The 24994-nt window shown below is 70.7% G+C and carries 23 protein-coding genes; 11 read left to right on the top strand and 12 right to left on the bottom strand.

All coding sequences use genetic code 11. The features are described from left to right. Positions 1-59: 59 nt before the first annotated feature. Genes galK through galT form a run of 3 tightly spaced genes read right to left on the bottom strand, consistent with a single transcriptional unit; the run spans position 60 to position 3228 of the window. Positions 60-1208: a galactokinase gene (gene galK, locus G3I78_RS29630; RefSeq protein WP_164430034.1), complete on the bottom strand. Its 1149-nt coding sequence runs from the start codon at positions 1206-1208 to the stop codon at positions 60-62. Continuing rightward, the gene (gene galE, locus G3I78_RS29625) at positions 1208-2170 is read right to left on the bottom strand and encodes a UDP-glucose 4-epimerase GalE (protein WP_164430032.1); all 963 of its coding nucleotides are present in this window, start codon (positions 2168-2170) and stop codon (positions 1208-1210) included. Before galE ends, galK begins: the two co-directional genes overlap by 1 nt. Beyond that, on the bottom strand, positions 2167-3228 hold the full coding sequence (gene galT, locus G3I78_RS29620) for a galactose-1-phosphate uridylyltransferase (protein ID WP_164430030.1): 1062 nt from the start codon (positions 3226-3228) through the stop codon (positions 2167-2169). Before galT ends, galE begins: the two co-directional genes overlap by 4 nt. A gap of 111 nt (positions 3229-3339) precedes the next feature. On the opposite strand from galT, the gene G3I78_RS29615 reads away from it, so the two are divergent. Together G3I78_RS29615 and G3I78_RS29610 are read left to right on the top strand one after the other, a co-directional pair. Continuing rightward, positions 3340-5046 (top strand): sodium:solute symporter family protein, encoded by a 1707-nt coding sequence (locus G3I78_RS29615; protein WP_164430339.1) that lies wholly within the window; start codon positions 3340-3342, stop codon positions 5044-5046. A 20-nt stretch (positions 5047-5066) separates the two neighbouring features. After that, a complete protein-coding gene (locus G3I78_RS29610) occupies positions 5067-5357 on the top strand; it encodes a hypothetical protein (protein ID WP_164430028.1) in 291 nt (96 codons plus the stop codon). Between the two features lie 346 nt (positions 5358-5703). On the opposite strand, the gene G3I78_RS29605 is transcribed toward G3I78_RS29610, so the two are convergent. The 4 genes from G3I78_RS29605 to rsmA all read right to left on the bottom strand — a co-directional run bounded on the left by G3I78_RS29605 (position 5704) and on the right by rsmA (position 10402). Beyond that, positions 5704-6378: a LuxR C-terminal-related transcriptional regulator gene (locus G3I78_RS29605; RefSeq protein ID WP_164430027.1), complete on the bottom strand. Its 675-nt coding sequence runs from the start codon at positions 6376-6378 to the stop codon at positions 5704-5706. 308 nt (positions 6379-6686) lie between these two features. Continuing rightward, positions 6687-8489: an ABC-F family ATP-binding cassette domain-containing protein gene (locus G3I78_RS29600; RefSeq protein WP_164430024.1), complete on the bottom strand. Its 1803-nt coding sequence runs from the start codon at positions 8487-8489 to the stop codon at positions 6687-6689. A gap of 108 nt (positions 8490-8597) precedes the next feature. Beyond that, positions 8598-9500 (bottom strand): 4-(cytidine 5'-diphospho)-2-C-methyl-D-erythritol kinase, encoded by a 903-nt coding sequence (locus G3I78_RS29595; protein ID WP_164430022.1) that lies wholly within the window; start codon positions 9498-9500, stop codon positions 8598-8600. After that, entirely contained in the window at positions 9497-10402 is a 906-nt protein-coding gene (gene rsmA, locus G3I78_RS29590) for a 16S rRNA (adenine(1518)-N(6)/adenine(1519)-N(6))-dimethyltransferase RsmA (protein WP_164430020.1), read from the bottom strand. The genes G3I78_RS29595 and rsmA overlap by 4 nt, the downstream gene beginning before the upstream one ends. A gap of 169 nt (positions 10403-10571) precedes the next feature. On the opposite strand from rsmA, the gene G3I78_RS29585 reads away from it, so the two are divergent. Continuing rightward, a complete protein-coding gene (locus G3I78_RS29585; RefSeq protein WP_164430019.1) occupies positions 10572-11606 on the top strand; it encodes an IS630 family transposase in 1035 nt (344 codons plus the stop codon). Here the strand turns inward: G3I78_RS29585 and G3I78_RS29580 are convergent. The 4 genes from G3I78_RS29580 to rsmI form a co-directional block, all read right to left on the bottom strand. Further along, complete coding sequence (locus tag G3I78_RS29580; protein ID WP_343243878.1) at positions 11603-12955, bottom strand: ubiquitin-like domain-containing protein; 1353 nt, start codon at positions 12953-12955, stop codon at positions 11603-11605. The genes G3I78_RS29585 and G3I78_RS29580 overlap by 4 nt on opposite strands. A 119-nt stretch (positions 12956-13074) precedes the next feature. Further along, positions 13075-13959 (bottom strand): TatD family hydrolase, encoded by an 885-nt coding sequence (locus G3I78_RS29575; RefSeq protein WP_164430017.1) that lies wholly within the window; start codon positions 13957-13959, stop codon positions 13075-13077. A gap of 41 nt (positions 13960-14000) precedes the next feature. Continuing rightward, positions 14001-14399 (bottom strand): hypothetical protein, encoded by a 399-nt coding sequence (locus G3I78_RS29570; protein WP_164430015.1) that lies wholly within the window; start codon positions 14397-14399, stop codon positions 14001-14003. 243 nt (positions 14400-14642) lie between these two features. Beyond that, on the bottom strand, positions 14643-15494 hold the full coding sequence (gene rsmI / locus G3I78_RS29565; RefSeq protein ID WP_164430013.1) for a 16S rRNA (cytidine(1402)-2'-O)-methyltransferase: 852 nt from the start codon (positions 15492-15494) through the stop codon (positions 14643-14645). A gap of 96 nt (positions 15495-15590) precedes the next feature. Between rsmI and G3I78_RS29560 the strand changes: the two genes are divergently transcribed. The 3 genes from G3I78_RS29560 to G3I78_RS29550 all read left to right on the top strand — a co-directional run bounded on the left by G3I78_RS29560 (position 15591) and on the right by G3I78_RS29550 (position 20841). Next, positions 15591-17330 carry a phospholipid carrier-dependent glycosyltransferase gene (locus G3I78_RS29560; protein WP_164430011.1) on the top strand — a complete coding sequence of 580 codons (1740 nt, stop codon included), beginning with the start codon at positions 15591-15593 and terminating at the stop codon, positions 17328-17330. 124 nt (positions 17331-17454) lie between these two features. Then, positions 17455-19068: a penicillin-binding transpeptidase domain-containing protein gene (locus G3I78_RS29555; RefSeq protein WP_164429999.1), complete on the top strand. Its 1614-nt coding sequence runs from the start codon at positions 17455-17457 to the stop codon at positions 19066-19068. A 96-nt stretch (positions 19069-19164) separates the two neighbouring features. Continuing rightward, positions 19165-20841, top strand: coding sequence for a penicillin-binding transpeptidase domain-containing protein (locus tag G3I78_RS29550; RefSeq protein WP_164429997.1), 1677 nt, complete (start codon positions 19165-19167; stop codon positions 20839-20841). 33 nt (positions 20842-20874) lie between these two features. Here G3I78_RS29550 and G3I78_RS29545 read toward each other — a convergent pair whose 3' ends face one another. Continuing rightward, positions 20875-21222: an SsgA family sporulation/cell division regulator gene (locus G3I78_RS29545; RefSeq protein WP_164429995.1), complete on the bottom strand. Its 348-nt coding sequence runs from the start codon at positions 21220-21222 to the stop codon at positions 20875-20877. A gap of 167 nt (positions 21223-21389) precedes the next feature. On the opposite strand from G3I78_RS29545, the gene G3I78_RS29540 reads away from it, so the two are divergent. The 5 genes from G3I78_RS29540 (at position 21390) to G3I78_RS29520 (ending at position 24976) form a co-directional block, all read left to right on the top strand. Then, positions 21390-22433 (top strand): energy-coupling factor ABC transporter permease, encoded by a 1044-nt coding sequence (locus G3I78_RS29540; protein WP_164429993.1) that lies wholly within the window; start codon positions 21390-21392, stop codon positions 22431-22433. 1 nt (position 22434) lies between these two features. Then, positions 22435-23196, top strand: coding sequence for a cobalt ECF transporter T component CbiQ (gene cbiQ / locus G3I78_RS29535; RefSeq protein ID WP_164429992.1), 762 nt, complete (start codon positions 22435-22437; stop codon positions 23194-23196). Further along, positions 23184-23951: an ABC transporter ATP-binding protein gene (locus tag G3I78_RS29530; RefSeq protein ID WP_164429990.1), complete on the top strand. Its 768-nt coding sequence runs from the start codon at positions 23184-23186 to the stop codon at positions 23949-23951. The genes cbiQ and G3I78_RS29530 overlap by 13 nt, the downstream gene beginning before the upstream one ends. Before the next feature lie 10 nt (positions 23952-23961). Beyond that, positions 23962-24423 (top strand): MarR family transcriptional regulator, encoded by a 462-nt coding sequence (locus G3I78_RS29525; protein WP_164429988.1) that lies wholly within the window; start codon positions 23962-23964, stop codon positions 24421-24423. A gap of 106 nt (positions 24424-24529) precedes the next feature. After that, positions 24530-24976 carry an organic hydroperoxide resistance protein gene (locus G3I78_RS29520; RefSeq protein WP_164429986.1) on the top strand — a complete coding sequence of 149 codons (447 nt, stop codon included), beginning with the start codon at positions 24530-24532 and terminating at the stop codon, positions 24974-24976. Positions 24977-24994 lie beyond the last annotated feature (18 nt).

Here is a 24994-nt window from a genome sequence, read left to right as displayed (position 1 = left end):
AGAGGCCCGGCTTTCCCCAAGATCGGATCAAGCCGGGCAAAGCAGGGGTCGGCCGGGGTTCAGACCAGGCGTCGGGCCCCCGGGGAGGGCACCGCCTCGAACACCCGCGGAGCGGTGAACCCCGCGGCGGCGAACGCCTCTTCGACCGCCTTGGTGACGGTGTCCACGTCGGCCGCCTCGGCGAGCACGATCGCCGAGCCGCCGAAGCCGCCGCCGGTCATCCGGGCGCCCAGGGCGCCGGAGGCGAGGGCGGTGTCGACGACCAGGTCCAGCTCCGGGCAGGAGATCCGGAAGTCGTCGCGCAGCGAGGCGTGGCCGGCCACCAGCACCGGTCCGATCGCCCGGGTCTCGCCCGACTCCAGCAGGGCGATGACCTTCTCGACCCGCTCGTCCTCGGTGACGACATGGCGGACCAGGCGTACGGCCTCCTCGTCGTCGCCCAGCCGCGCGAGGGCCGCGTCCAGCTCGCCGTAGGGGATGTCCCGCAGGGCGTCGACGCCGAGCAGGGCCGCGCCCCGCTCGCAGCCCGCGCGGCGCTTGCCGTACTCGCCCTCGTTGTGGGCGTGCTTGACGCGGGTGTCGACGACCAGCAGGCGCATGCCCTCGGCGGCGAGGTCGAAGGGGATCTGCTTCTGCGAGAGGTCCCGGGTGTCCAGGAACAGGGCGTGCCCGGTCTCGCAGCAGGCGGACGCGGTCTGGTCCATGATCCCGGTGGGGGCGCCGACGTAGACGTTCTCGGCGCGCTGGCACAGCCGGGCCAGCTGCCAGCGCTGGAGGCCCAGTTCGTAGAGGTCGTTGAGCGCCAGGGCGATCACGACCTCCAGGGCCGCCGACGAGGACAGGCCCGCGCCCGCCGGGACCGTGGAGGCGAGGTGGACGTCGGCGCCGGTGACCGGGTGGCCGGCCTCGCGCAGCGCCCAGACCACACCGGCCGGGTAGGCGGTCCAGTCCCGGTCGGTCTCGGGGGCGAGGTCGTCCAGTCGCAGCTCGACGACTCCGCCCTCGATGTCGGCCGAGTGCAGCCGCAGGACGCCGTCCTCGCGCCGGGAGACGGCCGCGACCGCGGTGTGCGGCAGCGCGAAGGGCATCACGAAGCCGTCGTTGTAGTCGGTGTGCTCACCGATGAGGTTGACGCGCCCCGGCGCCGACCAGACGCCCTCGGGCTCGGTTCCGTAGAGCTCCACGAAACCGCGCTGCACCTGCTCCACTACTGCTCCCTTGCGATGTGCTGAGCGAACTCCCAGGCGTCCGCGACGATCCCCGCGAGATCCGCGCGGGACGGGTTCCAGCCCAGCTTCTCGCGGGCGGTGGCCGCGGAGGCGACCAGGGTGGCCGGGTCGCCGCCCCGGCGGGGGGCCACGACCTCGGGGATCGGGTGCCCGGTGACCTCGCGGACCGTCTCGATGACCTGGCGGACCGAGAAGCCCTCGCCGTTGCCGAGGTTGCAGATGAGGTGCTCGCCGGGCTGTGCGGCCGTCAGGGCCAGCAGGTGGGCGTCGGCGAGGTCGGCGACGTGGATGTAGTCGCGCACGCAGGTGCCGTCCGGGGTCGGGTAGTCCTCGCCGAAGACGGAGATCGCCTCCCGCTTGCCCTGGGCGACCTGGAGGATCAGCGGGATGAGGTGCGACTCGGGGTCGTGCCGCTCGCCCTGGTTGCCGTACGCCCCGGCGACGTTGAAGTACCGCAGGGACACGGCACCGAGCCCGTGGGCGTTCGCCTCACTGGTGATCATGAAGTCGACGGCGAGCTTCGAGGCGCCGTACGGGTTGGTGGGCCGGGTCGGCGCCGACTCGACGATCGGCACCTCCTCGGGCTCCCCGTACGTGGCGGCCGTGGAGGAGAAGACGAGTCGGCGCACACCGGCCTCGCGCATGGCGCCGAGCAGGGCCATGGTGCCGCCGACGTTGTTGTCCCAGTACTTCTCGGGCTTCACGACCGACTCGCCGACCTGCGAGAACGCGGCAAAGTGGAGCACGCCGTCGAAGGAGGAGTCGAGCCACTTGGCGGCGTCGCGGATGTCGCCCTCGATGAAAGTGGCGCCCGCGGGCACCCCCTCGCGGAAGCCGGTGGAGAGGTTGTCGAGGACGACGACCTCGTGGCCGGCCTCCAGCAGGTGCTGGGCCACGACCCCGCCGACATACCCCGCGCCACCTGTCACCAGGTACTTCATGAACTCGCTACCTCTCGCAGTCGCTGTGCCGCGGCCTCCGGTCGGATGTCGTTGATGAAGACGTCCATGCCCGACTCGGAGCCCGCGAGGAACTTCAGCTTGCCGGACGTACGGCGAATGGTGAAAAGCTCCAGGTGGAGCGCGAAGTCGTCACGGTTGACGCCCTCGAACTCCTCCAGCGCACCGAACGGCGCCTGATGCCAGCCGGCGATGTAAGGCGTAGGAGGCTCACCTTCTCCGAAGATCCGGTCGAAGCGCCTCAAGAGTTCCAGATAGACCTTGGGGAACTCTGTGCGGGCCTCCTCGTCGAGGCCGAGCAGGTCCGGCACCCGGCGCTTCGGATACAGATGCACCTCGTACGGCCAGTGCGCCGCGTAGGGCACGAAGGCGACCCAGTGCTCACCCTCCAGGACGACCCGCTCGTCGGCGAGTTCGCGCTCCAGGACGGCGTCGAAGAGGTTCTCGCCTCCGGTCGCCTCCTTGTGAGTCGCGAGAGAGCGCAGCATCTGCGCGGTGCGCGGAGTGGTGAACGGGTAGGCGTAGATCTGGCCGTGCGGGTGACCCAGGGTTACACCGATCTCGGCACCGCGGTTCTCGAAGCAGAACACCTGCTCGACGGAAGGGAGATGCGAGAGCTCCGAAGTCCGGTCGGTCCAGGCGTCGAGCACCAGCCGCGCCTGTTCCTCGGTCAGATCCGCGAAGGAGGAGTTGTGGTCGGAGGTGAAGCAGACGACCTCGCAGCGCCCCGAGTCGCCGGCCAGCGAGGGGAAACGATTCTCGAACACCACGACGTCGTACGACGAGTCCGGGATCTCACTCAGCCGCTCACCCTGCGACGGGCAGAGCGGGCACTCGTCCTTGGGCGGGTGGTAGGTGCGCCCCTGCCGGTGCGAGGCGATGGCCACGGAGTCGCCGAGCAGCGGATCCCGACGAACCTCGGACGTGGTGACAGTCCGCTCCAGCGGACGCCGGTCCACGGCGTCGCGGACGGTGTCGTCCCGCAGGTCGTAGTAGATGAGCTCGCGACCGTCGGCCAGCCGGGTCGAGGTCTTCTTCACCGCTGGACTCCTTCACTCAAACATAACTAAACACAAGTAACCATAACCCCCCACCGACGTCAACATCAGAATCAAACAAAGCGCATCAGTCGAGGTGTTCAATTGCTGACTATGCAAACCCCCACACAAGGTGCATACATCGCATATCCCTCAGACCTCGCGGCAGAGCTGAGACTCCCCACCAACTGGCTCGACTACACGATCCTCGGCATCTACTTCGTCGTCGTCCTCGGGATCGGCTTCGCGGCCCGCCGCTCGGTCAAGACCAGCCTGGACTTCTTCCTCTCCGGCCGCTCCCTGCCGGCCTGGATCACGGGTCTCGCCTTCATCTCGGCCAACCTGGCCGCGACGGAGATCCTGGGCATGGCCGCCAACAGCGCGCAGTACGGCGCCTACACGGTGCACTGGTACTGGATCGGCGCCATCCCGGCCATGGTCTTCCTCGGCCTGGTGATGATGCCCTTCTACTACGGCAGCAAGGTCCGCTCGGTCCCCGAGATGCTCCTCCTGCGCTTCGACAAGTGGGCCCACCTCCTCAGCTCGGCCCTGTTCGCCCTCGCGGCCATCCTGATCGCGGGCGTCAACCTCTACGCCCTGGCCATCGTCGTCGAGGCCCTCCTGGGCTGGCCGCAGTGGGTGGCCATCGTGGTCGCGGGCGCCTTCGTCCTCGCCTACATCACCCTCGGCGGCCTCTCCTCCGCCATCTACAACGAGGTCCTCCAGTTCTTCGTGATCCTGGCCGCCCTGATCCCCCTGGTCGTCCTCGGCCTGAAGAAGGTCGGCGGCTGGGACGGCCTGACGGACAGACTGACGGCGGAACACGGAGCGAACTTCACGACGGCGTGGGGCGGCACGGGCATCGGCAGCGCGAACCCGCTGGGCGCGAACTGGCTGACGATCGTGCTCGGCCTCGGCTTCGTCCTGTCCTTCGGCTACTGGACGACGAACTTCGCGGAGGTCCAACGGGCGTTGTCGGCCAAGAACTTGAGCGCGGCCCAGCGCACGCCCCTGATCGCGGCGTTCCCCAAGATCTTCATCGTCTTCCTGGTGATGATCCCGGGCCTGACGGCGGCGGCCCTGATCCCGGGCTTCGGCACCACCGAGTCGGGCTACCAGTACAACGACGCCATCCCGTACCTGATGGAACAGCTCCTGCCGAACGGCGTCCTGGGCATCGCGGTGACGGGCCTGCTCGCGGCCTTCATGGCGGGCATGGCGGCCAACGTCTCGTCCTTCAACACGGTGTTCACGAACGACATCTGGTCGCGGTACGTGGTCCGGGGCCGCGAGGACGAGTACTACGTCCGCTTCGGCCGCCTGATCACGGTGATCGGAGTGGCGGCCTCGGTCGGCACCGCCTTCCTGGCCTCCTCCTTCTCCAACATCATGAGCTACCTCCAGACCCTGTTCTCCTTCTTCAACGTGCCGATGTTCGTCGTCTTCGTCGTCGGCATGTTCTGGAAGCGCGCGTCGGCGAAGTCCGGCTTCTGGGGACTGCTCGCCGGCACGGTCGCGGCGATGGTGAACTACTTCTGGATCTACAAGCAGGGCGTCATCGGCATCCCCACCGACCAGGGCGCCAACTTCGTCTCGGCGATCGTCGGCTTCGTCGCCGGCGCCGTCGTCATGGTGGCCGTGTCCCTCTTCACCTCCCCGAAGCCCGCCGAGGAACTCCAGGGCCTGGTCTACGGCACGACGTCCCCCGGCATGTCCGAGGCACCGGCCGCCGGCGACGACGCCTGGTACCGCAGGCCGGCCCTGCTGGGCTGGGGCGCGGTCGTCCTGGCCGCCGCCTGCTACATCCCGTTCTCGTTCTGACCCCGGAGGCCTGACCCACCATGTCCGAACACGACGTCCAGCGCGAAGTCACCGAACTCCAGGCCAAGTCCGCCACGGCGGCCCGCATCTTCGACCTGCGCCGCATCATCGGCGGCCTCTTCGTCCTCTACGGCATCATCGTCACGATCGCCGGAATCAACCCCTCCGACGCCACGCTCTCCAAGGCCGAGGGAGTCAACATCAACCTCTGGACCGGCCTGGGGATGCTCGCCCTGGGCATCTTCTTCCTGCTCTGGCTCAAGCTGAGGCCTGCGGCGCCGGTGCGGTCGGAGGGTCCTGCGGAGGAGTGATGCCGGGTTCGGTCGTGGGGCGGGTGCGGCTCCGTCGTGGCTGGTCGCGCAGTTCCCCGCGCCCCTGGGTGGGCCATGTGGACGCTCCTCAAGCCGCGTACGGCGCGCAGGGGACGGGGTGGGGGGTGTCCGCCCGCAGCGGCCGGCGTCCGTTACCGAGAACTTCTCAAGTGGCCGAGCCGCCGGACCGAGGACGGATACCCCCCACCCCGGCCCCGACCCCACCACCGAACGCAACGCGCTACACAAGCCCCCACCGAAGCCGAGCAGGCCGCCGCAGGCATCCAGGGGCGCGGGGAACTGCGCAAAAACGCCCGCCCCCACCGAACCCGCAGACGAATACGGCTCAACCGCCGGAGGCCGACGCCCGATCCAACAACCCCGTCCGAGCAGCCAACGCCGCCGCCTCCAACCGAGACCCCACCCCCAGCTTCATCAACACCCGCTGCACATGCGTCCGAGCAGTGGACGGCGCTATCCCCATCCCGGCGGCGATCAACCGCGTGTCCTCCCCGTCAGCCACCCGCACCAGCACCTCGACCTCCCGAGGCGTCAGCATCTGCAACAACCGCTGCCCTTCGTCATCCGGCTGAGCCGCCGGATTCAGCAGCTCGCTGAACGCCCCCTGGAGCAACTGCGGAGCAACCGCCGCCTCCCCCGCCCGCGCCTTCATGATCGCCCGCTCGACACCCTCGATCCGCTCGTCATGCCGCACATACCCGGACGCCCCCGCCGCGAACGCCGCCGCGATCCCCCGAGGGCTCGGCACCGGACCCAGCACCAGCACAGCCACCTGCGGCCGCTCCCGTTTGATCTTCACGACCGGGTCGAACATCCCCGGCTCGGCCGGAGTCGCCGTCCCCAGCAGGCACACCTCGGGTGCCCGGCTGATCACCAGCTCCGCCGCCCCCGCGGCAGGCGCCGCCGCCGCGAGCACCCGGTGCCCGCGCAGTTTCAACGCCGAGGCCAACGCCTCGGCGAGCAATCGGTGGTCGTCGACCACCATGAGCCGAACTCCCATCGAGCAACCCCCCAGTCCCCCCATGGATCCGTGTGAAGGCCCCACTATGGATGCCCACTGATCCGCACGGACAGAGGCCCTCTCCCAGCGCCCCGCCCTTCATGCCCCCGGAAGCTACACGCTAGTTCGACGTTGCGCTTCCCCTACCGGTGAGAAGTGTCCCGGAAGAGCTGAATTCCCGGCTTTCCTGTAGTTCGAGGCCGATGTGCGGCACCTCCACACACCGGCACCTTCACACCGGCACCTCCACACACCGGCACCCGCACCCGCACTCCCCGGTACCCGCACCCACACCCCCCACCGACCACCTACGCGTCCTCGGCAAGCTCCAACCACCGCATCTCCAGCTCCTCCCGCTCCCCGACGAGATCCCGCAGCTCGGCATCGAGGGTGGCCACCTTCGCGAAGTCGGTGGCGTTGTCGGCGATCTGCGTGTGCAGCCTGGCCTCCCGGTCGGAGATCTTGTCCAGCTGCCGCTCGATCTTCTGGAGCTCCTTCTTCGCGGCCCGCTGATCGGCGGCGTTCTTCTCCGGTACGGCCTTCACCGGGGCCGGGGAAGAGGCGGCCGCAGCCTCCTCCATCCGCTGCCGCCGCTCCAGGTACTCGTCGATGCCCCGCGGCAGCATCCGCAGGCTCGCGTCCCCGAGCAGCGCGAAGACCCGGTCGGTGGTCCGCTCGACGAAGAACCGGTCGTGGGAGATGACGATCATCGAGCCGGGCCAGCCGTCGAGGACGTCCTCCAGCTGGGTCAGCGTCTCGATGTCCAGGTCGTTGGTCGGCTCGTCGAGGAAGAGGACGTTCGGCTCGTCCATCAGCAGCCGCAGCAGCTGGAGCCGCCGCCGCTCACCACCGGACAGGTCGCCGACCGGCGTCCACTGCTTCTCCTTGTTGAAGCCGAACGTCTCGCACAGCTGCCCGGCGGTCATCTCGCGCCCCTTGCCGAGGTCGACGCGCTCCCGGACCTGCTGAACGGCCTCCAGCACCCGCAGCGCGGGGTTGAGTTCGGCGACCTCCTGGGAGAGGTAGGCGAGCTTGACGGTCTTGCCCACCACCACCTTCCCGCCCACCGGCTGCGTCTCCCCCTCGCTCCGCGCGGCCTCGGCCATGGCCCGCAGCAGCGAGGTCTTGCCCGCGCCGTTGACCCCGACGAGACCGATCCGGTCGCCGGGACCGAGCTGCCAGGTCACATGCTTCAGCAGCACCTTGGGCCCGGCCTGGACGCTCACGTCCTCCAGCTCGAAGACGGTCTTGCCCAGCCGCGAGGACGCGAACTTCATCAGCTCGCTGCTGTCCCGGGGCGGCGGCACGTCCTTGATGAGTTCGTTGGCCGCCTCGACGCGGAAGCGCGGCTTGGACGTACGGGCGGGAGCGCCCCGCCGCAGCCACGCCAGCTCCTTGCGGACCAGGTTCTGCCGCTTGGTCTCCTCGGTGGCGGCGATCCGCTCCCGCTCGGCACGGGCGAAGACGTAGTCGGAGTAGCCGCCCTCGTACTCGAAGACGTCGCCCTTCTGCACGTCCCACATGCGGGTGCAGACCTGGTCGAGGAACCACCGGTCGTGGGTGACGCAGACGAGCGCGGAGCGGCGCTCGCGCAGATGCCGGGCGAGCCAGGAGATGCCCTCGACGTCGAGGTGGTTGGTGGGCTCGTCGAGGACGATCAGGTCCTGTTCCTCGATGAGCAGCTTGGCCAGCGCGATACGGCGGCGCTCGCCACCGGAGAGCGGTGCGATGACGGTGTCGAGGCCCTGCGGGAAGCCGGGCAGGTCGAGCCCGCCGAAGAGTCCGGTCAGCACGTCGCGGATCTTGGCGTTGCCGGCCCACTCGTGGTCGGCCATGTCCCGAATGACCTCGTGCCGGACGGTGGCGGTGGGGTCCAGGGAGTCGTGCTGGGTGAGGACCCCGAGCCGCAGTCCGCCGGAGTGCGTGACGCGCCCGGTGTCGGCCTCCTCCAGCTTGGCGAGCATGCGGATCAGGGTGGTCTTGCCGTCACCGTTGCGGCCCACGACGCCGATGCGATCGCCCTCGGAGACGCCGAGCGAGACACCGTCCAGCAGGGCACGGGTGCCGTACACCTTGCTGACGTTCTCGACATTGACCAGATTGACGGCCATTTTGCTCCTGCCCAGGGGGATCGATCGACCCTCCAGGGTAGTCGGGCGCACGGGCGTCCCCGCGCCCCGCGTCCGTCCGGCCCGCTCCCCGCGGCGGAGGACGCCCGCTCAGGCTCCGCCGATCACCGTCGCACCCGGCGCCGGCCCCGCCGCCGTACGCACCGTCCGGCACGTCCCCGAGGCCCGCAGCGCGTCCGCGATCTTCGTCGCCGAACCGGCGTCACGGGCGAGGAACGCCGTGGTCGGCCCCGAGCCCGAGACGAGCCCGGCGAGGGCGCCCGCCGCGCCTCCTGCCGCCAGGGTGTCGGCGAGTTCCGGGAAGAGCGAGAGGGCGGCGGGCTGGAGGTCGTTGGAGACGGCCGCGGCGAGCGCGTCCGGGTCGCCCTTCGCGAGCGCGTCGAGCAGTTCCTCCGAGGCGACCGGCTCCGGGACGTCGAGGCCCTCGGTGAGCCGGTCGAACTCGCGGAAGACGGCCGGGGTCGACAGCCCCCGCTCCGCCATCGCGAACACCCACGAGAAGCCGCCGCCGGTGTCGAGGGCGCGCAGCTTCTCGCCCCGGCCCGTCCCGAGCGCGGCCCCGCCGACCAGGCTGAAGGGCACATCGCTGCCCAACTCGGCGCAGATGTCGAGCAGTTCCTCCCGGGAGGCGCCGGTCCCCCACAGCGTGTCGCAGGCCAGCAGCGCACCGGCGCCGTCCGCGCTGCCGCCCGCCATCCCGCCGGCGACGGGGATGTCCTTGGCGATGTGGAGGTGCACGGCGGGCTCGATGCCGTAGCGCTCGCCGAGCACGATCGCCGCGCGGGCCGCCAGATTCGTACGGTCGAGGGGGACCTGACCGGCGTCCGGCCCCGCGCAGGTGACCCGGAGCCCGTCGGCGGGCGTCACGGTCACCTCGTCGTAGAGGCCGACCGCGAGGAAGACGTTGGCCAGGTCGTGGAAGCCGTCGGGGCGGGCGGCGCCCACCCCGAGCTGGACGTTGACCTTGGCGGGGACTCGGACCGTGACGCTCACTGCTCGACCGGCTCCTTCGGGGACGCGGGGGCCTGTCCCCCGGACGACGCGGCCTCCGCGATACGCGCGAACTCCTCCACGGTGAGCGCCTCCCCGCGGGCCTGGGGCGAGACCCCGGCCGCGACGAGCGCGCTCTCGGCCGCCGCCGCCGAACCGGCCCACCCGGCGAGCGCGGCCCGCAGCGTCTTGCGGCGCTGGGCGAAGGCCGCGTCCACGACGGCGAACACCTCGTCCCTGGACGCGGTCGTCCTGATCGGCTCGGTCCTGCGGGTGAGCGCGACCAGCCCGCTGTCGACGTTCGGCGCGGGCCAGAAGACGTTGCGGCCGATCGACCCGGCCCGCTTGACCTCGGCGTACCAGTTGGCCTTCACGGACGGGACGCCGTACACCTTCGAACCGGGCGCCGCGGCGAGCCGGTCGGCGACCTCCGCCTGGACCATGACGAGGGTGCGCTCGATGCTCGGGAAGGTGGCGAGCATGTGCAGCAGGACGGGGACGGCGACGTTGTAGGGGAGGTTCGCGACGAGTGCCGTCGGCGCGGGGCCGGGCAACTCGGTGACCTGCATGGCGTCGGAGTGCACCAGCTGGAAGCGGTCCGCGCGGTCGGGCATGCGGGCGGCGATGGTGGCGGGGAGCGCTCCGGCGAGTACGTCGTCGATCTCCACCGCGGTCACCCGGTCCGCCGCTTCCAGGAGGGCGAGGGTGAGTGAGCCGAGACCCGGGCCCACCTCCACCACGACGTCGTCGGGCTTCACCTCGGCGGTGCGGACGATTCGCCTGACCGTGTTCGCGTCGATCACGAAGTTCTGGCCGCGCTGCTTGGTGGGGCGTACGCCTAGAGCTGCCGCCAGTTCGCGGATGTCCGCGGCACCGAGGAGGGCGTCAGAGGAGGGGCTGGTCACGTGGACAGCCTAGCTGCGGGCCGGTGAGGGTCGAGCGCGCCCACCTGGCGGAGCCGCACCTCGATACGGCCCCGCGCCCCTAGTGTCCTGGTCTTGAGTTCTGCGGTCTGATGGGTGTGTGCCTGGACCGCGGTTAGACCCGCTCGTGCTGTCTGAGGACGAGCGGCAGATGCTTGAGGGATGGGCGAACCGCCGGAAGACCGCTCAGGGCTTGGCCCAGCGGGCGCGGATCGTCCTGGCGTGTGCCACGGGGCAGTCCAACAGTGCCGTGGCACGGGATTTGGGGGTGGCCCGTTCCACGGTGAACACGTGGCGGGCCCGGTTCCTGCGGGACCGGCTGGATGGCCTGGCGGACGAGCCGCGTCCCGGAGTGCCGCGCACCATCACCGACGCTCAGGTGGAGGAGGTGGTGGTGCGCACCCTGGAAGAAGTCCCCGAGGGCGCGACGCACTGGTCCAAGCGGGAACTGGCCAAGCGGGTGGGGATCTCACCGACCAGCGTGCACCGCATCTGGCGGGCGTTCGGCCTCCAGCCGTGGCGCGTCGAGGACTTCAAGATCTCCCCGGACCCGCTGCTGCTCGACAAGATCCGGGACGTGGTCGGTCTGTATCTGGCGCCGCCGGCGAATGCCGCGGTGTTCGCGGTGGACGAGAAACCGCAGATCCAGGCGCTGGAGCGGACCGCGCCCGTGCTGCCGATGGTGCCCGGCACGCCCGAGCGGCGCAGTTTCGACTACGTCCGGCACGGCACGGTGGACCTGTTCGCCGCGCTGAACACGGCCACCGGCAAGGTGATCGGTCATCTGTCCGCGCAGCACCGGGCGGTCGACTTCCGTGACTTCCTCGACGAGATCGACCGCCAGACCGGGCCCGGCCCGGCGATCCACGTGATCTGCGACAACCTCTCGGCCCACAAGGCGCCCGTGGTGCACCGCTGGCTGGTCGAACATCCCCGCGTGCAGTTGCACTTCACCCCGACCTACTCGTCCTGGATCAACCAGGTCGAGCGGTGGTTCGCCGAGCTGGAACGACGCTGCCTGGAGCGCGGCACATTCTGCTCGCTCGACGAGCTCAAGGCCGCACTCGAAGCCTGGATCAAGACCTGGAACATCAACGCCCGGCCCTTCCACTGGACCAAGACCGCCGACCAGATCATCGACCGCATCTGCCGCTACTGCACACGAATCTCCAGACCAGCTCACTAGGTGGGTCCGTGCAGCCTGGTTCCGCAGTGCGGCCAAGGACTCGCACCCCGTCGTACGTACAGCTTCTTCGCCCTGAACGTCTGCTCCGCCGCCGGGGCGTCCTGGGGGCGGCCGGAGCCGCCCAGGCCCTGCCAGGTCCTCGTGTCGAACTGGTAGAGGCCGCCGTACGTCCCCGACGGGTCCACCGCGTTCGGGCGGCCGCCCGACTCGCAGTGGGCCAGGCCCTGCCAGTTGAGGTGGTCGGCGCCCTGTACGGATGTGGGCATCGGTTTCGTGCCGACCTTGACCACCTGGTCGCGGGGCTCCCGGACGACCTCGGTCCGGATGCGGCGGGGCTTCTGCCTGACGCCGTTGACGGTGCGCAGGGAGTAGGTGACCCGGCGGACGCCCGGCACCCCCGCCTGTTCAACGACCTCCGTGCCCTTGAACAGGGACGGGTCGTCGTCGCGCTTCTCGCGGAAGGGGATGCGCTCCTCGCGGATCTCCTTGGTGCCGGTGATCCGCAGCACCGTGACGGTCTGCCCGTCGCGCGGGAAGCTGCCCGGGGCCACCGAGGTCGTGTCCATGCCGCTCAGGGTGACGCCGGCCTCCTCGACGGCCTCGCCGACGGTCGCCGCGTTCGTGCGGATCGTCCGGGCCCGCCCGTCCGCCATGACGGTCACCGAGCGCTCGGTGCGCACGTCGAGCGCGAGCCCTTCGCGGCCGATCCGCCGGGAGCGCGAGGTGGAGAGGTATGCGCCCTCGGCGCGCACGCCGAGCTGTTCGAGCGCCCCCTCCACGGTCCGCGCGGTGGTCCACACCTCGCGCCGCTGCCCGTCGAGGGTGAGCCGCACGGGACGGCCGTAGTGCACCGCGACCTCGTCGCCGCTGGAGAGCCGTTCGCCGGGCGCGGGCGCGATGACGTCGTGCGACCCCACCGCCACGCCCTCCTGGGCGAGCAGTTCGGTGACGTCGTCGGCGAAGGTGTGCAGCGTGCGCGGGGTGCCGTCGACGGTCAGCTCGATCGCCTTGTCCTTGGCGACGAAGGCGCTGGTGCCGCCCGCGAGGAACGCCACCACCAGTGCCTGCGGGAGCAGCCGCCGCATCGCGCTGTCCGGCCGCTCGGTGTACCGCGTCCGGCGCCGGCGCGCGGCCCGGCGGCCCGCCAGGGCGCGCGCGTCGGGGACCGTCTGGTGCGGCAGCGTCGACCCGGGCGTCTCGTAGGCGGGGCGGTAGGTGTCCTCGTGGTGGAGGTCGCCGTACGGCGACTGCGCCGTACCGGGCGCGGGGTACGGCGGAGGGTCGTACGGCTCGGTCGGGCCGTAGGGCTCGTACGCCGTCCCGTACTGCGAGTACTGCGGGCTGCTCACGCCGACACGCTCCAGGGGCCGAGGGGTCCAGAGGGGTCCGGATCGGGCCCACAGAACCTAGCGGAGCGACCGTCACTCTCCAAAGCGACGCGGCTACCCGGAGTTACGTTCGAGTGGGGTCAGTACCCGAAGGCGCGTGCGGTGTTGGCGCCGAGCGCGGTGGCCAGCGCGTCCTCGTCGATGCCGCGCACGGCGGCCAGGGCGCGCACCGTGACCGGAACGAGATAGGGGGCGTTGGGCCGTCCGCGGTACGGCACCGGCGTCAGGAAGGGCGCGTCGGTCTCCACCAGGAGGAGCTCCAGCGGGGCCACCGCCACCGCGTCCCGCAGGTTCTGGGCGTTCTTGAAGGTGACGTTGCCGGCGAAGGACATGAAGTAGCCCTCGCGGGCGCACACTTCGGCCATCTCCGCGTCGCCGGAGTAGCAGTGGAAGACGGTGCGCTCGGGGGCGCCCTCCTCCTTCAGGACGCGCAGCACGTCCTCGTGGGCGTCGCGGTCGTGGATCACCAGGGCCTTGCCGTGCCGCTTGGCGATCTCGATGTGGGCGCGGAAGGAGCTCTCCTGCGCCTCCTTGCCCCCGGGCCCGGTGCGGAAGTAGTCGAGGCCGGTCTCGCCGACGCCTTTGACCTGCGGGAGTCCGGCCAGCCGGTCGATCTCGGCGAGCGCCTCGTCGAGGGCCGCCGTGCCGCCCGCCCGGCGTGCGCCCTGGCGCGACCAGCCGTCGGGGTCGCCGTGGACGATGCGGGGCGCCTCGTTGGGGTGCAGGGCGACGGCCGCGTGGACGGCGTCGTACCGCTCCGCCGTCTCGGCCGCCCACCGCGAGCCGCGCAGGTCACAGCCGACCTGGACGACCGTGGTCACCCCGACCGACGCGGCTTTCGCGAGGGCCTCCTCCACGGTCCCGTCCTGCATGTCCAGGTGGGTGTGGGAGTCGGCGACCGGCACCCTGAGGGGCTCCGGCAGCGGCGGTGCCGCGTTCTTCTCGCGGGGGCTGTTCGAAGGCATGCCCCGATCCTACGAAAGGGGCACGCCCACCCGGACTCCGGTCAGCTCGCCTTGCGCTGGAAGACGTGCAGGAGGTCGGAGAGATGCCAGTGGTGCTGCTCGCCCGGCTCCGGCGCCCCGTCCGCGCTCGCCGGCAACGCCACGGGTCCGGCGGCGGGGGTGCGGTGCTGCCGGTGCGCCGCGTCGCGGGCGGACGCGACCCGGCCGGGCCGCATGATCCGTACGACGTGGTTGTCGCAGTTGGCGCACGTGGGCCGGGACAGCGGGGAGGGCACGACCTGTCCGTTCACCACGTACTGCACGAATTCCCGGCCGTCACCGTCGACGTGGTGCTCTATCTCGTACGACTGCTCCCACCCGTGCCCGCAGCGCATGCAGGCGAAGGAGTAGGACTCGTTGACGACTGCCGTGGCACCCGGGTGCCCTGCGATCTCGCTCATGCCAGCTCCTGTGTGTCCGCTGGATCGAGGGACGGGTACGTCCCTCACCCCAGTGGACGCCTCCACGAGCACGATGGCGACAACCCTGTCGACTGTTGGAGCCGATTTGGACGTTCCTTGCCAAACCGCCTCGCCGCGGGCCCTGTGGCTTTGCATTCCAAGACGCCGCTTTGCACGCACATGGGGCGCACGCTCAAAAGCCATGCGCCCTGCTCAGAGGGGGTGTGACCCACCTCATGCGGCTCATCGGGACGCGGTGTTCTTCGCCGCGACAACCGCATCGAACACCACCCGCTTGGGAACGCCCGCCTCGACGGCCACGGCGGCGATCGCCTCCTTGCGCCGCTCCCCGGCCTCCTCCAGCACCCGCACCCGCCGCACCAGCTCGTCGTCGGAGACCTCCTCGGCCCCCTTCTCCGGCGCCCCCTCGACGACGACGGTGATCTCCCCGCGGACGCCCTCCGCGGCCCACTCGGCGAGCGCCCCCAGCGCCCCCCGCTTGACCTCCTCGTACGTCTTGGTCAGCTCCCGGCAGACCGCGGCCCGCCGCTCCGCCCCGAACACCTCGGCCATCGCCGCGAGGGTGTCGTCGAGCCGGTGGGGCGCCTCGAAGTAGACGAGGGTGCGCCGCTCGGCCGCGACCTCCCGCAGCCGGGACAGCCGTTCGCCCGCCTTGCGGGGCAGGAACCCCTCGAAGCAGAACCGGTCCACCGGCAGCCCGGACAGCGCGAGCGCGGTCAGCACCGCGGACGGCCCCGGTACGGCGGTGACGTGGACGTCCTTCTCCACCGCGGCCGCGACCAGCCGGTACCCGGGGTCCGACACCGACGGCATCCCCGCGTCGGTGACGAGCAGCACGCGGGCGCCGCCGAGGAGTTCCTCGACCAGTTCGGGGGTCCGCGCGGCCTCGTTGCCCTCGAAGTAGGAGACGATCCGGCCCTTGGGCGTCACGCCCAGCGCCTGGGTGAGGCGCCGCAGCCGGCGGGTGTCCTCGGCCGCGATCACCTCGGCTCCCGCCAGTTCCGCCGCCAGCCGGGGAGGAGCGTCCGCGATGTCGCCGATAGGGGTGCCCGCCAGGACAAGGGTTCCAGTCACGCCCCCATCCTCCCAGGGGCCACCGGATCGGGACGCATCCGCACCTCTACCACCCATGCACGGGACGCACACAGCACGGTTCCCTACGATGGCGCGGTGACCAGTACCGCGTCCTCCACGGACACCCGGCATGAGCAGGCCCCCCAGGACCGGCGGCCGTCGTGGCAGCAGAGGCTGCGCCGTTTCGGCTACACCGCACCGGACAGAGTCGATGTGCGCGAGCGCCTGGTGCCGCCGTACGCCGCGCCCAGTCCGCGGATGTGGCAGGTGCTGGGCGTGCCGGGGGCGCTCGCCGACCGGATCACGCGCTGGTCGGGCTGGCTCGGTCCGCTGCTGGTCACGCTGGTCGCGGGCGTGATGCGGTTCTGGAACCTGGGCAGGCCGAAGGCGGTGATATTCGACGAGACGTACTACGCGAAGGACGCGTGGGCGCTCGTCCACCGCGGCTTCGAGCTCAGCTGGGACAAGAACGTCGACAAGCTGATCCTGTCGTCGAACGGCAATGTCCCGCTGCCGACGGACGCCGCCTACGTGGTGCATCCGCCGGTCGGCAAGTACGTCATCGGGCTCGGCGAGCTGATGTTCGGGTTCGATCCGTTCGGCTGGCGGTTCATGACGGCGCTGCTGGGGACGCTGTCCGTCCTGATCGTGTGCCGGGTGGGCCGGCGGATCTTCCGCTCGACCTTCCTGGGCTGTCTGGCGGGCGCGCTGATGGCCGTGGACGGCCTGGCGTTCGTGATGGCCCGCACGGCGCTGCTCGACGGCGTGCTGATGTTCTTCGTGCTGGCCGCGTTCGCGTGCCTGGTCATCGACCGTGACAGAGCGCGGCGGAAACTCGCGGCGGCGCTGCCGGCCGACGAGACGGGACGGGTCCGTCCCGACGCCCTCGTCGGGGACACCCTGCGCCTCGGCTGGCGCCCCTACCGCTGGCTGGCCGGCGTGCTCCTCGGCCTGGCCATGGGCACCAAGTGGAACGGCCTGTTCTTCCTGGTCGCCTTCGGCATCATGGCGGTGCTGTGGGACGCGGGCTCCCGCAAGGTGGCGGGCGCCAGGAACCCCTACGCTGCGGCCTTCAAGTACGACACGGGCATCGCGTTCGTGGCGATGGTGCCGGTCGCGGCGGTCACCTACCTGGCCTCGTGGACCGGCTGGATCCTCTCCCCCGCGGACGGCACCGGCGGCTACTACCGCAACTGGGCCGCGACCGACGGCAAGGGCGGCAGCTGGACGTTCCTGCCCGACTGGTGGCGCAGCCTGATCCACTACGAGCACGAGGTCTACAAGTTCAACATCGGCCTCCAGTCGCCGCACACCTACATGTCCAACCCCTGGAGCTGGCTCGTCGACGGCCGCCCGGTCTCCTTCTTCTACGAGTCCCCCGCACCCGGCACCGACGGCTGCCCCGCCGACGCGGGCGGGAACTGCGCCCGCGAGGTCCTGGCGATCGGCACCCCGCTGCTGTGGTGGGCCGCCTGCTTCGCGGTCCTGTACCTGCTGTGGCGCTGGTTCTTCCGCCGTGACTGGCGGGCGGGCGCCATCGCCTGCGGTATCGCGGCGGGCTACCTCCCCTGGTTCCACTACCAGGAACGCACGATCTTCTTCTTCTACACGATCGTCTTCGTCCCCTTCCTCTGCCTGGCGGTGGCCATGCTCGTCGGCGCCCTCATCGGCCCGCCCCGGGCCTCCGACACCCGCCGCGTGGCGGGCGCCACGGCAGCGGGTGTCCTGGTCCTCTTGATCGCCTGGAACTTCATCTACTTCTGGCCGCTGTACACCGGAACCTCGATCCCGATCGACGACTGGCGGTCGCGGATGTGGATCGACACCTGGGTCTAGGGGGCCGAGGTTCACGTATGTGATTGAGCACCTGCTCCGGCCAATCGGGAAACTCTTGCCCCGGTTGTCACACCACCCGCTTAGAGTGCCCACAGCAACGGGGTAATCGGGGAGGGGGCCGGACATGGCCAAGGGGGTGAAGGTCGCTGTCGTCAGCACGGTGTTCGCCGTGATGGTCGGCGGGGCCGGATACGGGGCGTACAACTTCGTGTCGGCGCTCAGCGACGACGGGGGCGCGAGCGTCAAGCGGAGCGGACCGCCCGACGCCGACGAGATCGAGAAGACCTCGCGGGACTTCTTCGCGGCCTGGGAGAAGGGCGACGCGGCGCGGGCGGCGGCGCTGACGAACAACAGCACGGCGGCCGAGGTGCTGCTGACGGACTTCGGTACGGACGCGCACATCGGTGACGTGCGCGTCACGCCCGGCAAGGCGACCGGCGCGACCGTGCCGTACGCCGTGAAGGCGACCGTGTCGTACGACGGGAAGTCGAAGCCGCTGGCGTACCGGAGCAAGCTGACCGTCGTGCGCGGGGTGACCACCGGGAAGGCGCTGGTCGACTGGCAGCCCTCCGTGGTCCATCCGCAGCTCAAGGACGAGGACCGGCTCGTCACCGGCGAGTCCGCGAACCCGTCCGTCGAAGCGCTGGACCGCGGCGGCAAGGTGCTGACCAAGGAGAAGTACCCCTCGCTCGGCCCGGTCCTGGACGCCCTGCGCGAGCGGTACGGCGACAAGGCCGGCGGCACCCCCGGGATCGAGCTGGTCGTCAAGCACCCCGACCGCACGCCCGACACCTCGCTGCTCACCCTCGCCGAGGGCAAGGCGGGCAGGCTGGAGACCACGATCAGCGCGACCGCGCAGGCCGCTGCCGAGAAGGCCGTGAAGCTGTACGGCGAGTCGTCGCTGGTCGCCGTCAAGCCCAGCACCGGCGAGGTGCTGGCCGTCGCCAACAACCGCGAGGACGGCTTCAACGCGGCCTTCGAGGGCACCAAGGCCCCCGGCTCCACGATGAAGATCGTCACCGCCGCGATGCTCATCGACAACGGCGTGACGTCGATGAACGGCCCGGCGCCCTGCACGGCCGACGCCGTCTGGCAGGGGCAGACCTTCAAGAACCTCACCGGTATGCAGCCCAACGAGGGTGCCTCGCTGGCCAACAGCTTCATGCGGTCCTGCAACACCGCCTTCATCAAGCTGATCGACGAGAAGCCGCTCACCGACGAGTCGTTGACGCTGGAGGCGCAGAACCGGTTCGGGATCGGCGAGGACTGGAAGACCGGCGTGGTCTCCTTCGACGGCAAGGTGCCCGCGGTCAGCGGCCCCGACCGTGCGGCGGGCGCGATCGGCCAGGGCCAGGTCCAGATGAACCCGCTGAACATGGCGTCGATCACGGCCACCGCGATCACCGGCGACTTCCGCCAGCCCTACGTGGTCTCCCCCGAGCTCGACGGCCGTGAACTGGCCACCGCCAGGGGACTGCCGTCCACCACCGCCTCCCAGCTCAAGCAGATGCTGCGGCTGACGGCGACCCAGGGCACCGCGGCCAAGGCGATGGCGGGGCTCGGCGGCGACATCGGCGCCAAGACCGGTTCCGCCGAGGTCGACGGACAGCAGGTCTCCAACAGCTGGTTCACCGGTTTCCGCAACGACGTCGCGGCGGCGGCCATGACCGAGGAGGGCGGCCACGGCGGCGACGCGGCGGGCCCGATTGTCGCAGCTGTGCTACGAGCTGCCGGCTGAAGTCACCCGTGCAGGACAGGGACTCTAGGCTGTTGGCGTCGTTGGGATGCATGAGGGCAACGGGGACCCTGGGATAGCGCGGAGGAAGCGTAAGTCGTGGGTAACAGAAGGCGCGTCGCCGAGCGACGGAAGACCAAGCCCGCCGTGGTCGGCGGGATGATCGCCGTGGTCGTGGGCGGCGCCGGCTTCGGCGTCTACGCGCTCTACGGCGGCGGGGCCGCGGCCGACGACCGGACGGAGAACACGTCCGCGTCGGCCGACCACAAGCCGAAGGTCAAGACGGGCCCGCTGTCCACGGCCGAGGTGACCTCCACCGCGACCGCCTTCCTGACCTCCTGGCAGCAGGGCAAGGTGAGCACGGCCGCCGCCGCGACCAGCGACACCAAGGCGGCCACCGCTCTGCTCACCGGCTACACCAAGGACGCCCACATCACCGGCGTCACCCTCACCCCCGGCACCCGCACCGGCGGCAAGGTGCCCTTCTCAGTGAAGGCCACGGTGGCGTACAAGGGCCTCAGCAAGCCGCTGGCGTACAGCAGTTCACTGACCGTGGTCCGCAACACCGACACCGGCAAGCCGCAGGTCGACTGGGCCCCGGCGATCGTCCACCCGGACCTGAAGGACGGCGACACCCTCGTCACCGGCGAGTCCGGGACCCCGCCCATCAAGGCGGTCGACCGGGACGGCGGTGAGCTGACCGCGGCCAAGTACCCGTCCCTGGGTACCGTGCTGGACGGGCTGCGCGAGAAGTACGGCAAGAAGGCCGGCGGCAAGGCGGGCGTCGAACTGCGGGTGATCCGCGCCGAGTCGGCCAAGTCCAAGGACTCCGACAAGACGCTGGTGGAGCTCAGCGAGGGCACCCCGGGCACCGTGAAGACGACACTGAACCCGGCGCTCCAGGCCGCGGCCGAGCGGCAGGTCAAGACGCAGGCCCGGTCCTCCGTGGTCGTCCTGCGCCCCTCGACCGGCGAGATCCTCGCCGTGGCCAACGCCAACCCCGGCTTCAACGCCGCCTTCCAGGGCTCCCTCGCCCCGGGCTCCACGATGAAGGTCATCACCTCCTCGCTGCTGATCGAGAAGGACCTCGCCTCGGCGGACAAGGCGCACCCGTGCCCCAAGTACTTCACGTACGGCGGCTGGAAGTTCCAGAACGACGACAAGTTCGAGATCAAGGGCGGCACCTTCAAGGCGAGCTTCGCCCGCTCCTGCAACACCGCCTTCATCAGCCAGGCGGGCAAGCTGGACAACGACAGCCTGACCAAGCAGGCCCAGCAGGTCTTCGGTCTCTCCATGGACAACTGGGCGATCGGCGTCCCGTCCTTCGACGGCTCGGTGCCGGTGCAGAGCGCCGCGCAGAAGGCGGCCTCGCTGATCGGCCAGGGCGGGGTCCGGATGAACCCGCTGAACATGGCGTCGGTCTCCGCCACCGTCGAGTCGGGCACCTTCAAGCAGCCTTACCTGGTCTCCCCCACGGTCGACAACCGCACCCTGGCCACGGCCTCCCGGTCGATGTCCGCGGGCACGCTGTCACAGCTGCGTGAGCTGATGGCGTACACGGCGGGCTACGGCACGGCGGCCGAGGCGATGTCCGGGGTCACCGGCAACGTCGGCGCGAAGACCGGCTCAGCCGAGGTCGACGGCCAGAAGAAGCCCAACGGCTGGTTCACCGCCTACCGCGGCGACCTCGCGGCCGCGGGCGTCGCCCAGGCGGGCGGCCACGGCGGCGACACCGCGGGCCCGATCGTGGCGGCACTGCTGAAGATGGGCGGCTGACCACCCACAGCGGTCGGCCACGGACAGACGCGGTCAGCCCCGCACCGGCGCCGTGGCCATGTACGTACGGCGCAAGAACCTGAGCAGCGCCTTCTGCTCGAACTGCACCACCGACACCCCGTGCGGGGAGTGGAACTCGACCACGGCCTGCACCCGCCCGCACGGCCAGACCCGGACCTCACCGCTGCCGACCGGCGCACGCAGCCCCTGCTCCAGCAGGGCGCGCGAGAAGGTCCATTCGTCCGTCCCCGGCAGACCGACCCGTACCGAGCGCGGGTCGGCCTCGGGGTCGTAGCGCAGGACGACCGGGACGGCCGCGTCATCCGCGATGTCCGCGTCCGAAACGATGTGGGCTCGTGCGTACTGTTCGACTACAGACATCGTGACGAACCTCTCACGCTGCGTAACCTGTGCGGAAGCTGTGCATCCATTCTGCTCCCAGCGTCGCACATTTCCCGGATCCCGCCCCCGGAGCCGGAAGCCTGCGACTTGCTGTTCGTGTCACACCTCTCTTGCAAAAGGTTCGCAACAAGCCACATCATCTAACGGTGCATGTGCCTGACGGATTCATAGACGCCCCCATCTCGGCAGCGACCGGAGTGGTCGCCGCGGCCGCCGTGGCGGTGAGCCTGCGCGGCGCCCGCCGTGAGCTTGACGAGCGCACCGCGCCGCTGGCCGGGCTGGTCGCCGCGTTCATCTTCGCCGTGCAGATGCTGAACTTCCCCGTCGCCGCGGGCACCAGCGGACACCTGCTGGGCGGCGCGCTCGCGGCGATCCTGGTGGGCCCCTACACCGGGGTCCTCTGTGTCTCCGTGGTCCTGCTCATGCAGGGCATCCTCTTCGCGGACGGCGGCCTGACCGCGCTCGGCGTGAACATCACCGACATGGCCGTGGTCACCACGGTCGTCGCGTACGCCGTCTTCCGCGGACTGGTGAAGGTGCTGCCGCGCAGGCGCGGTTCGATCACGGCCGCCTCCTTCGTGGCCGCCGTGCTCTCCGTTCCGGCCGCCGCCGTCGCCTTCACCCTGATCTACGCGATCGGCGGCACCACCGACGTCTCCATCGGCAAGGTCGCCACCGCGATGATCGGCGTCCATGTCCTCATCGGCGTCGGCGAGGCCGCGATCACCGCGCTGACGGTCGGCGCCGTCGTCGCCGTACGCCCTGACCTGGTGTACGGCGCGCGAGGGCTCCAGCAGAAGCTCAAGCTGCGGGTCGGCGACGAGCTGGTCGACGTACCGGACACCGCGCCGGTCGCCGCCGCCCGTTCCCACCGCAAGGTGTGGATCACCGGTCTCGTCACCTCCCTGGTCCTCGCCGGGTTCGTGAGCTTCTACGCCTCCGCGAACCCGGACGGCCTGGAGAAGGTCGCCGCCGACAAGGGCATCGACGCGAAGACCGAGGAGCACGCCACCGCGGACTCGCCGCTCGCGGACTACGGCGTGAAGGACGTCGAGAACGCCCGCCTGTCCGGGGGGCTGGCGGGCGTGATCGGCGTCGGCGTGACCGTGGTCGCGGGCACCGGGGTGTTCTGGGCGGTCCGCAGGCGTCGTACGGCCGACGTCTCGCCCGTCCGCACGAGCAGCGTCTGACATGGGTGCGGGGCACGCTCACCGGCTCTACCGGCACGGGCACTCGCCCGTGCACGCCCTGCCGCCGCACACCAAGCTCGCCGCGGTGTTCGCCTTCGTGGTGGTCGTCGTCTCGACCCCGCGCGAGGCGATGTGGGCGTTCGGCCTGTACGCCGTCCTGCTGGGCGTCGTCGCGTACGCCGCCCGCGTGCCCGCCGGGTTCCTGCTGAAGCGGCTGCTGATCGAGGTGCCGTTCGTGGCGTTCGCGGTGCTGATGCCGTTCGTCGCGGAGGGCGAGCGGGTCGAGGTGCTCGGGATGTCGTTGAGCGTCAGCGGCCTGTGGGGAGCCTGGAACGTGCTCGCCAAGGGCACGCTCGGCGTCGCCGCGTCGGTCCTCCTCGCCTCCACCACCGAACTGCGCGAACTCCTCCTGGGCCTCCAGCGGTTGAGGCTCCCGCCGCTGCTCGTCCAGATCGCGTCCTTCATGATCCGCTACGGCGATGTCATCACCGACGAGATGCGGCGGATGCGGATCGCGCGGGAGTCGAGGGGGTTCGAGGCGAGCGGCGTCCGGCACTGGGGCGTCCTCGCGAAGTCGGCCGGGGCCCTGTTCATCCGCGCCTACGAGCGCGGCGAGCGGGTGCACCTGGCCATGGTGAGCCGGGGCTACGCCGGTTCGATGCCGGTCATCGACGAGGTGACCGCGTCCCGGGCGCAGTGGTCGTACGCCTTCGCGCTCCCCGTGGCCGCCCTCGCCGTCTGCGTGTTGGGATGGACCCTGTGACTGCTTCCCTCGAAGTGACCGGACTGGCCTTCGCGTACCCCGACGGGCACCAGGCCCTCTTCGGCGTGGACTTCTCGATCGCGCGCGGCGAGCGGGTCGCCCTGCTCGGCCCGAACGGCGCCGGCAAGACGACCCTGGTGCTGCACCTCAACGGCATCCTGAGCGGCGGGGTGGGCTCGGTGCGGGTGGCCGGGCTGCCCGTCGGCAAGCAGCACATGGCGGAGATCCGGCGCAAGGTCGGCATCGTCTTCCAGGACCCCGACGACCAGCTCTTCATGCCGACCGTGCGCGAGGACGTGGCGTTCGGGCCGGCGGCGGCCGGGCTGAAGGGGGCCGAGCTGGAGGAGCGGGTGCGCGGCGCCCTGGAGCAGGTCGGCATGGCGGACTTCGCGCAGCGGCCCCCGCACCACCTCTCCTTCGGCCAGCGGCGCCGGGTGGCGGTGGCGACCGTGCTCGCGATGGAGCCGGAGATCCTGGTCCTCGACGAGCCGTCCTCCAATCTGGACCCGGCCTCGCGCCGTGAACTCGCCGACATCCTGCGCTCGTTGGACGTGACGGTCCTGATGGTCACGCACGACCTGCCGTACGCCCTGGAGCTGTGCCCGCGCGCGCTGGTCCTGAGCGAGGGCACCATCGCCGCGGACGGTCCGACCGGTGGGTTGCTGGCCGATGACGAGCTGATGCGGGCCCATCGCCTGGAGCTGCCGTTCGGCTTCGATCCCCGTTCCGCCGCGGCGGCCCTCGGCCGTCCGTGACAATGGGCGCGTGACGAACGAAGAGGACCCCGGATCACTGCTGCTCGACGAGCAGTTGTGCTTCGCGCTGTACGCCGCCCAGCGCGCGGTGACCGCCGCGTACCGGCCGCTCCTCGACGAACTCGGCCTCACCTACCCGCAGTACCTGGTGCTGCTGGTGCTGTGGGAGCGCGGCGAGACCACCGTGAAGGAACTCGCGGGGGCCCTGCGCCTGGACTACGGCACGGTCTCGCCGTTGCTCAAGCGGCTGGAGAGCGCGGGCCTGGTACGCCGGCAGCGCGCGCCGAGCGACGAGCGCTCGGTCCTCGTCGCGTGCACGGGGCGCGCCGAGGAGCTCCGGGAGCGCGCGGCCCGGGTGCCCGGCGCGCTGCTCGCGGCGACGGCGCTCGACGGCGCGGAGGCCGCGCGGTTGCGCGAGGAGCTGCGGCGGCTCGCGCAACGGGCTGACGCGGCGGCCGAGCGCCCCCACTGACCTCCTGTTACCCCCAGTCACTACCCCCTGGTAACCCAGCAGCGACCTACTGGCCGGTACCTTGTGCACGATGTACTTGCGCGCACTCGTTCCTTGGGGGCCAGCCATGAGTGACGACACCGTCGTCGACACCCGTCCGACGAAGATCATGTACGTCGCCGAGGCCACCGCGCACGGCGGCCGGGACGGCTATGTCACCAGCCAGGACGGCCAGATCGAGCTGAAGGTCGCGATGCCGCCCGCGCTCGGCGGGGACGGCAACGGCACCAACCCGGAGCAGCTCTTCGCCGCCGGCTACAGCGCGTGCTTCCACAACGCGCTGATCCTCGTCGGCAACCGCGAGGGCTACGACCTGACCGGCTCCACGGTCGCCGCGAAGGTCGGCATCGGCCCCAACAAGCACCGCGGCTACGGCCTCGCGGTCGCCCTCAGCGTCTCCCTGCCGGTCCTCGACGCGGACCTCGCGGCCAAGCTGGTGGACGCGGCCCACGAGGTCTGCCCGTACTCCAACGCGACCCGCGGGAACATCGACGTGACCATTCTGCTTGGCTGAGAGAGGTACGGAGCAGCG

Source organism: Streptomyces sp. SID13726, assembly GCF_010548375.1.
In the GTDB taxonomy this organism is placed as follows: domain Bacteria; phylum Actinomycetota; class Actinomycetes; order Streptomycetales; family Streptomycetaceae; genus Streptomyces.
Note: the sequence above shows the minus strand (reverse complement) of the source record. Positions and strands in the feature narration are given on the sequence as shown.

Coding starts and splice junctions, on each gene's coding strand:
- galE (WP_164430032.1), bottom strand. CDS start 2,170: ATGAAGTACCTGGTGACAGGTGGCGCGGGGTATGTCGGCGGGGTCGTG.
- G3I78_RS29615 (WP_164430339.1), top strand. CDS start 3,340: ATGCAAACCCCCACACAAGGTGCATACATCGCATATCCCTCAGACCTC.
- G3I78_RS29610 (WP_164430028.1), top strand. CDS start 5,067: ATGTCCGAACACGACGTCCAGCGCGAAGTCACCGAACTCCAGGCCAAG.
- G3I78_RS29605 (WP_164430027.1), bottom strand. CDS start 6,378: ATGGGAGTTCGGCTCATGGTGGTCGACGACCACCGATTGCTCGCCGAG.
- G3I78_RS29600 (WP_164430024.1), bottom strand. CDS start 8,489: ATGGCCGTCAATCTGGTCAATGTCGAGAACGTCAGCAAGGTGTACGGC.
- G3I78_RS29585 (WP_164430019.1), top strand. CDS start 10,572: ATGCTTGAGGGATGGGCGAACCGCCGGAAGACCGCTCAGGGCTTGGCC.
- G3I78_RS29575 (WP_164430017.1), bottom strand. CDS start 13,959: ATGCCTTCGAACAGCCCCCGCGAGAAGAACGCGGCACCGCCGCTGCCG.
- G3I78_RS29570 (WP_164430015.1), bottom strand. CDS start 14,399: ATGAGCGAGATCGCAGGGCACCCGGGTGCCACGGCAGTCGTCAACGAG.
- G3I78_RS29555 (WP_164429999.1), top strand. CDS start 17,455: ATGGCCAAGGGGGTGAAGGTCGCTGTCGTCAGCACGGTGTTCGCCGTG.
- G3I78_RS29545 (WP_164429995.1), bottom strand. CDS start 21,222: ATGTCTGTAGTCGAACAGTACGCACGAGCCCACATCGTTTCGGACGCG.
- cbiQ (WP_164429992.1), top strand. CDS start 22,435: ATGGGTGCGGGGCACGCTCACCGGCTCTACCGGCACGGGCACTCGCCC.
- G3I78_RS29530 (WP_164429990.1), top strand. CDS start 23,184: ATGGACCCTGTGACTGCTTCCCTCGAAGTGACCGGACTGGCCTTCGCG.
- G3I78_RS29520 (WP_164429986.1), top strand. CDS start 24,530: ATGAGTGACGACACCGTCGTCGACACCCGTCCGACGAAGATCATGTAC.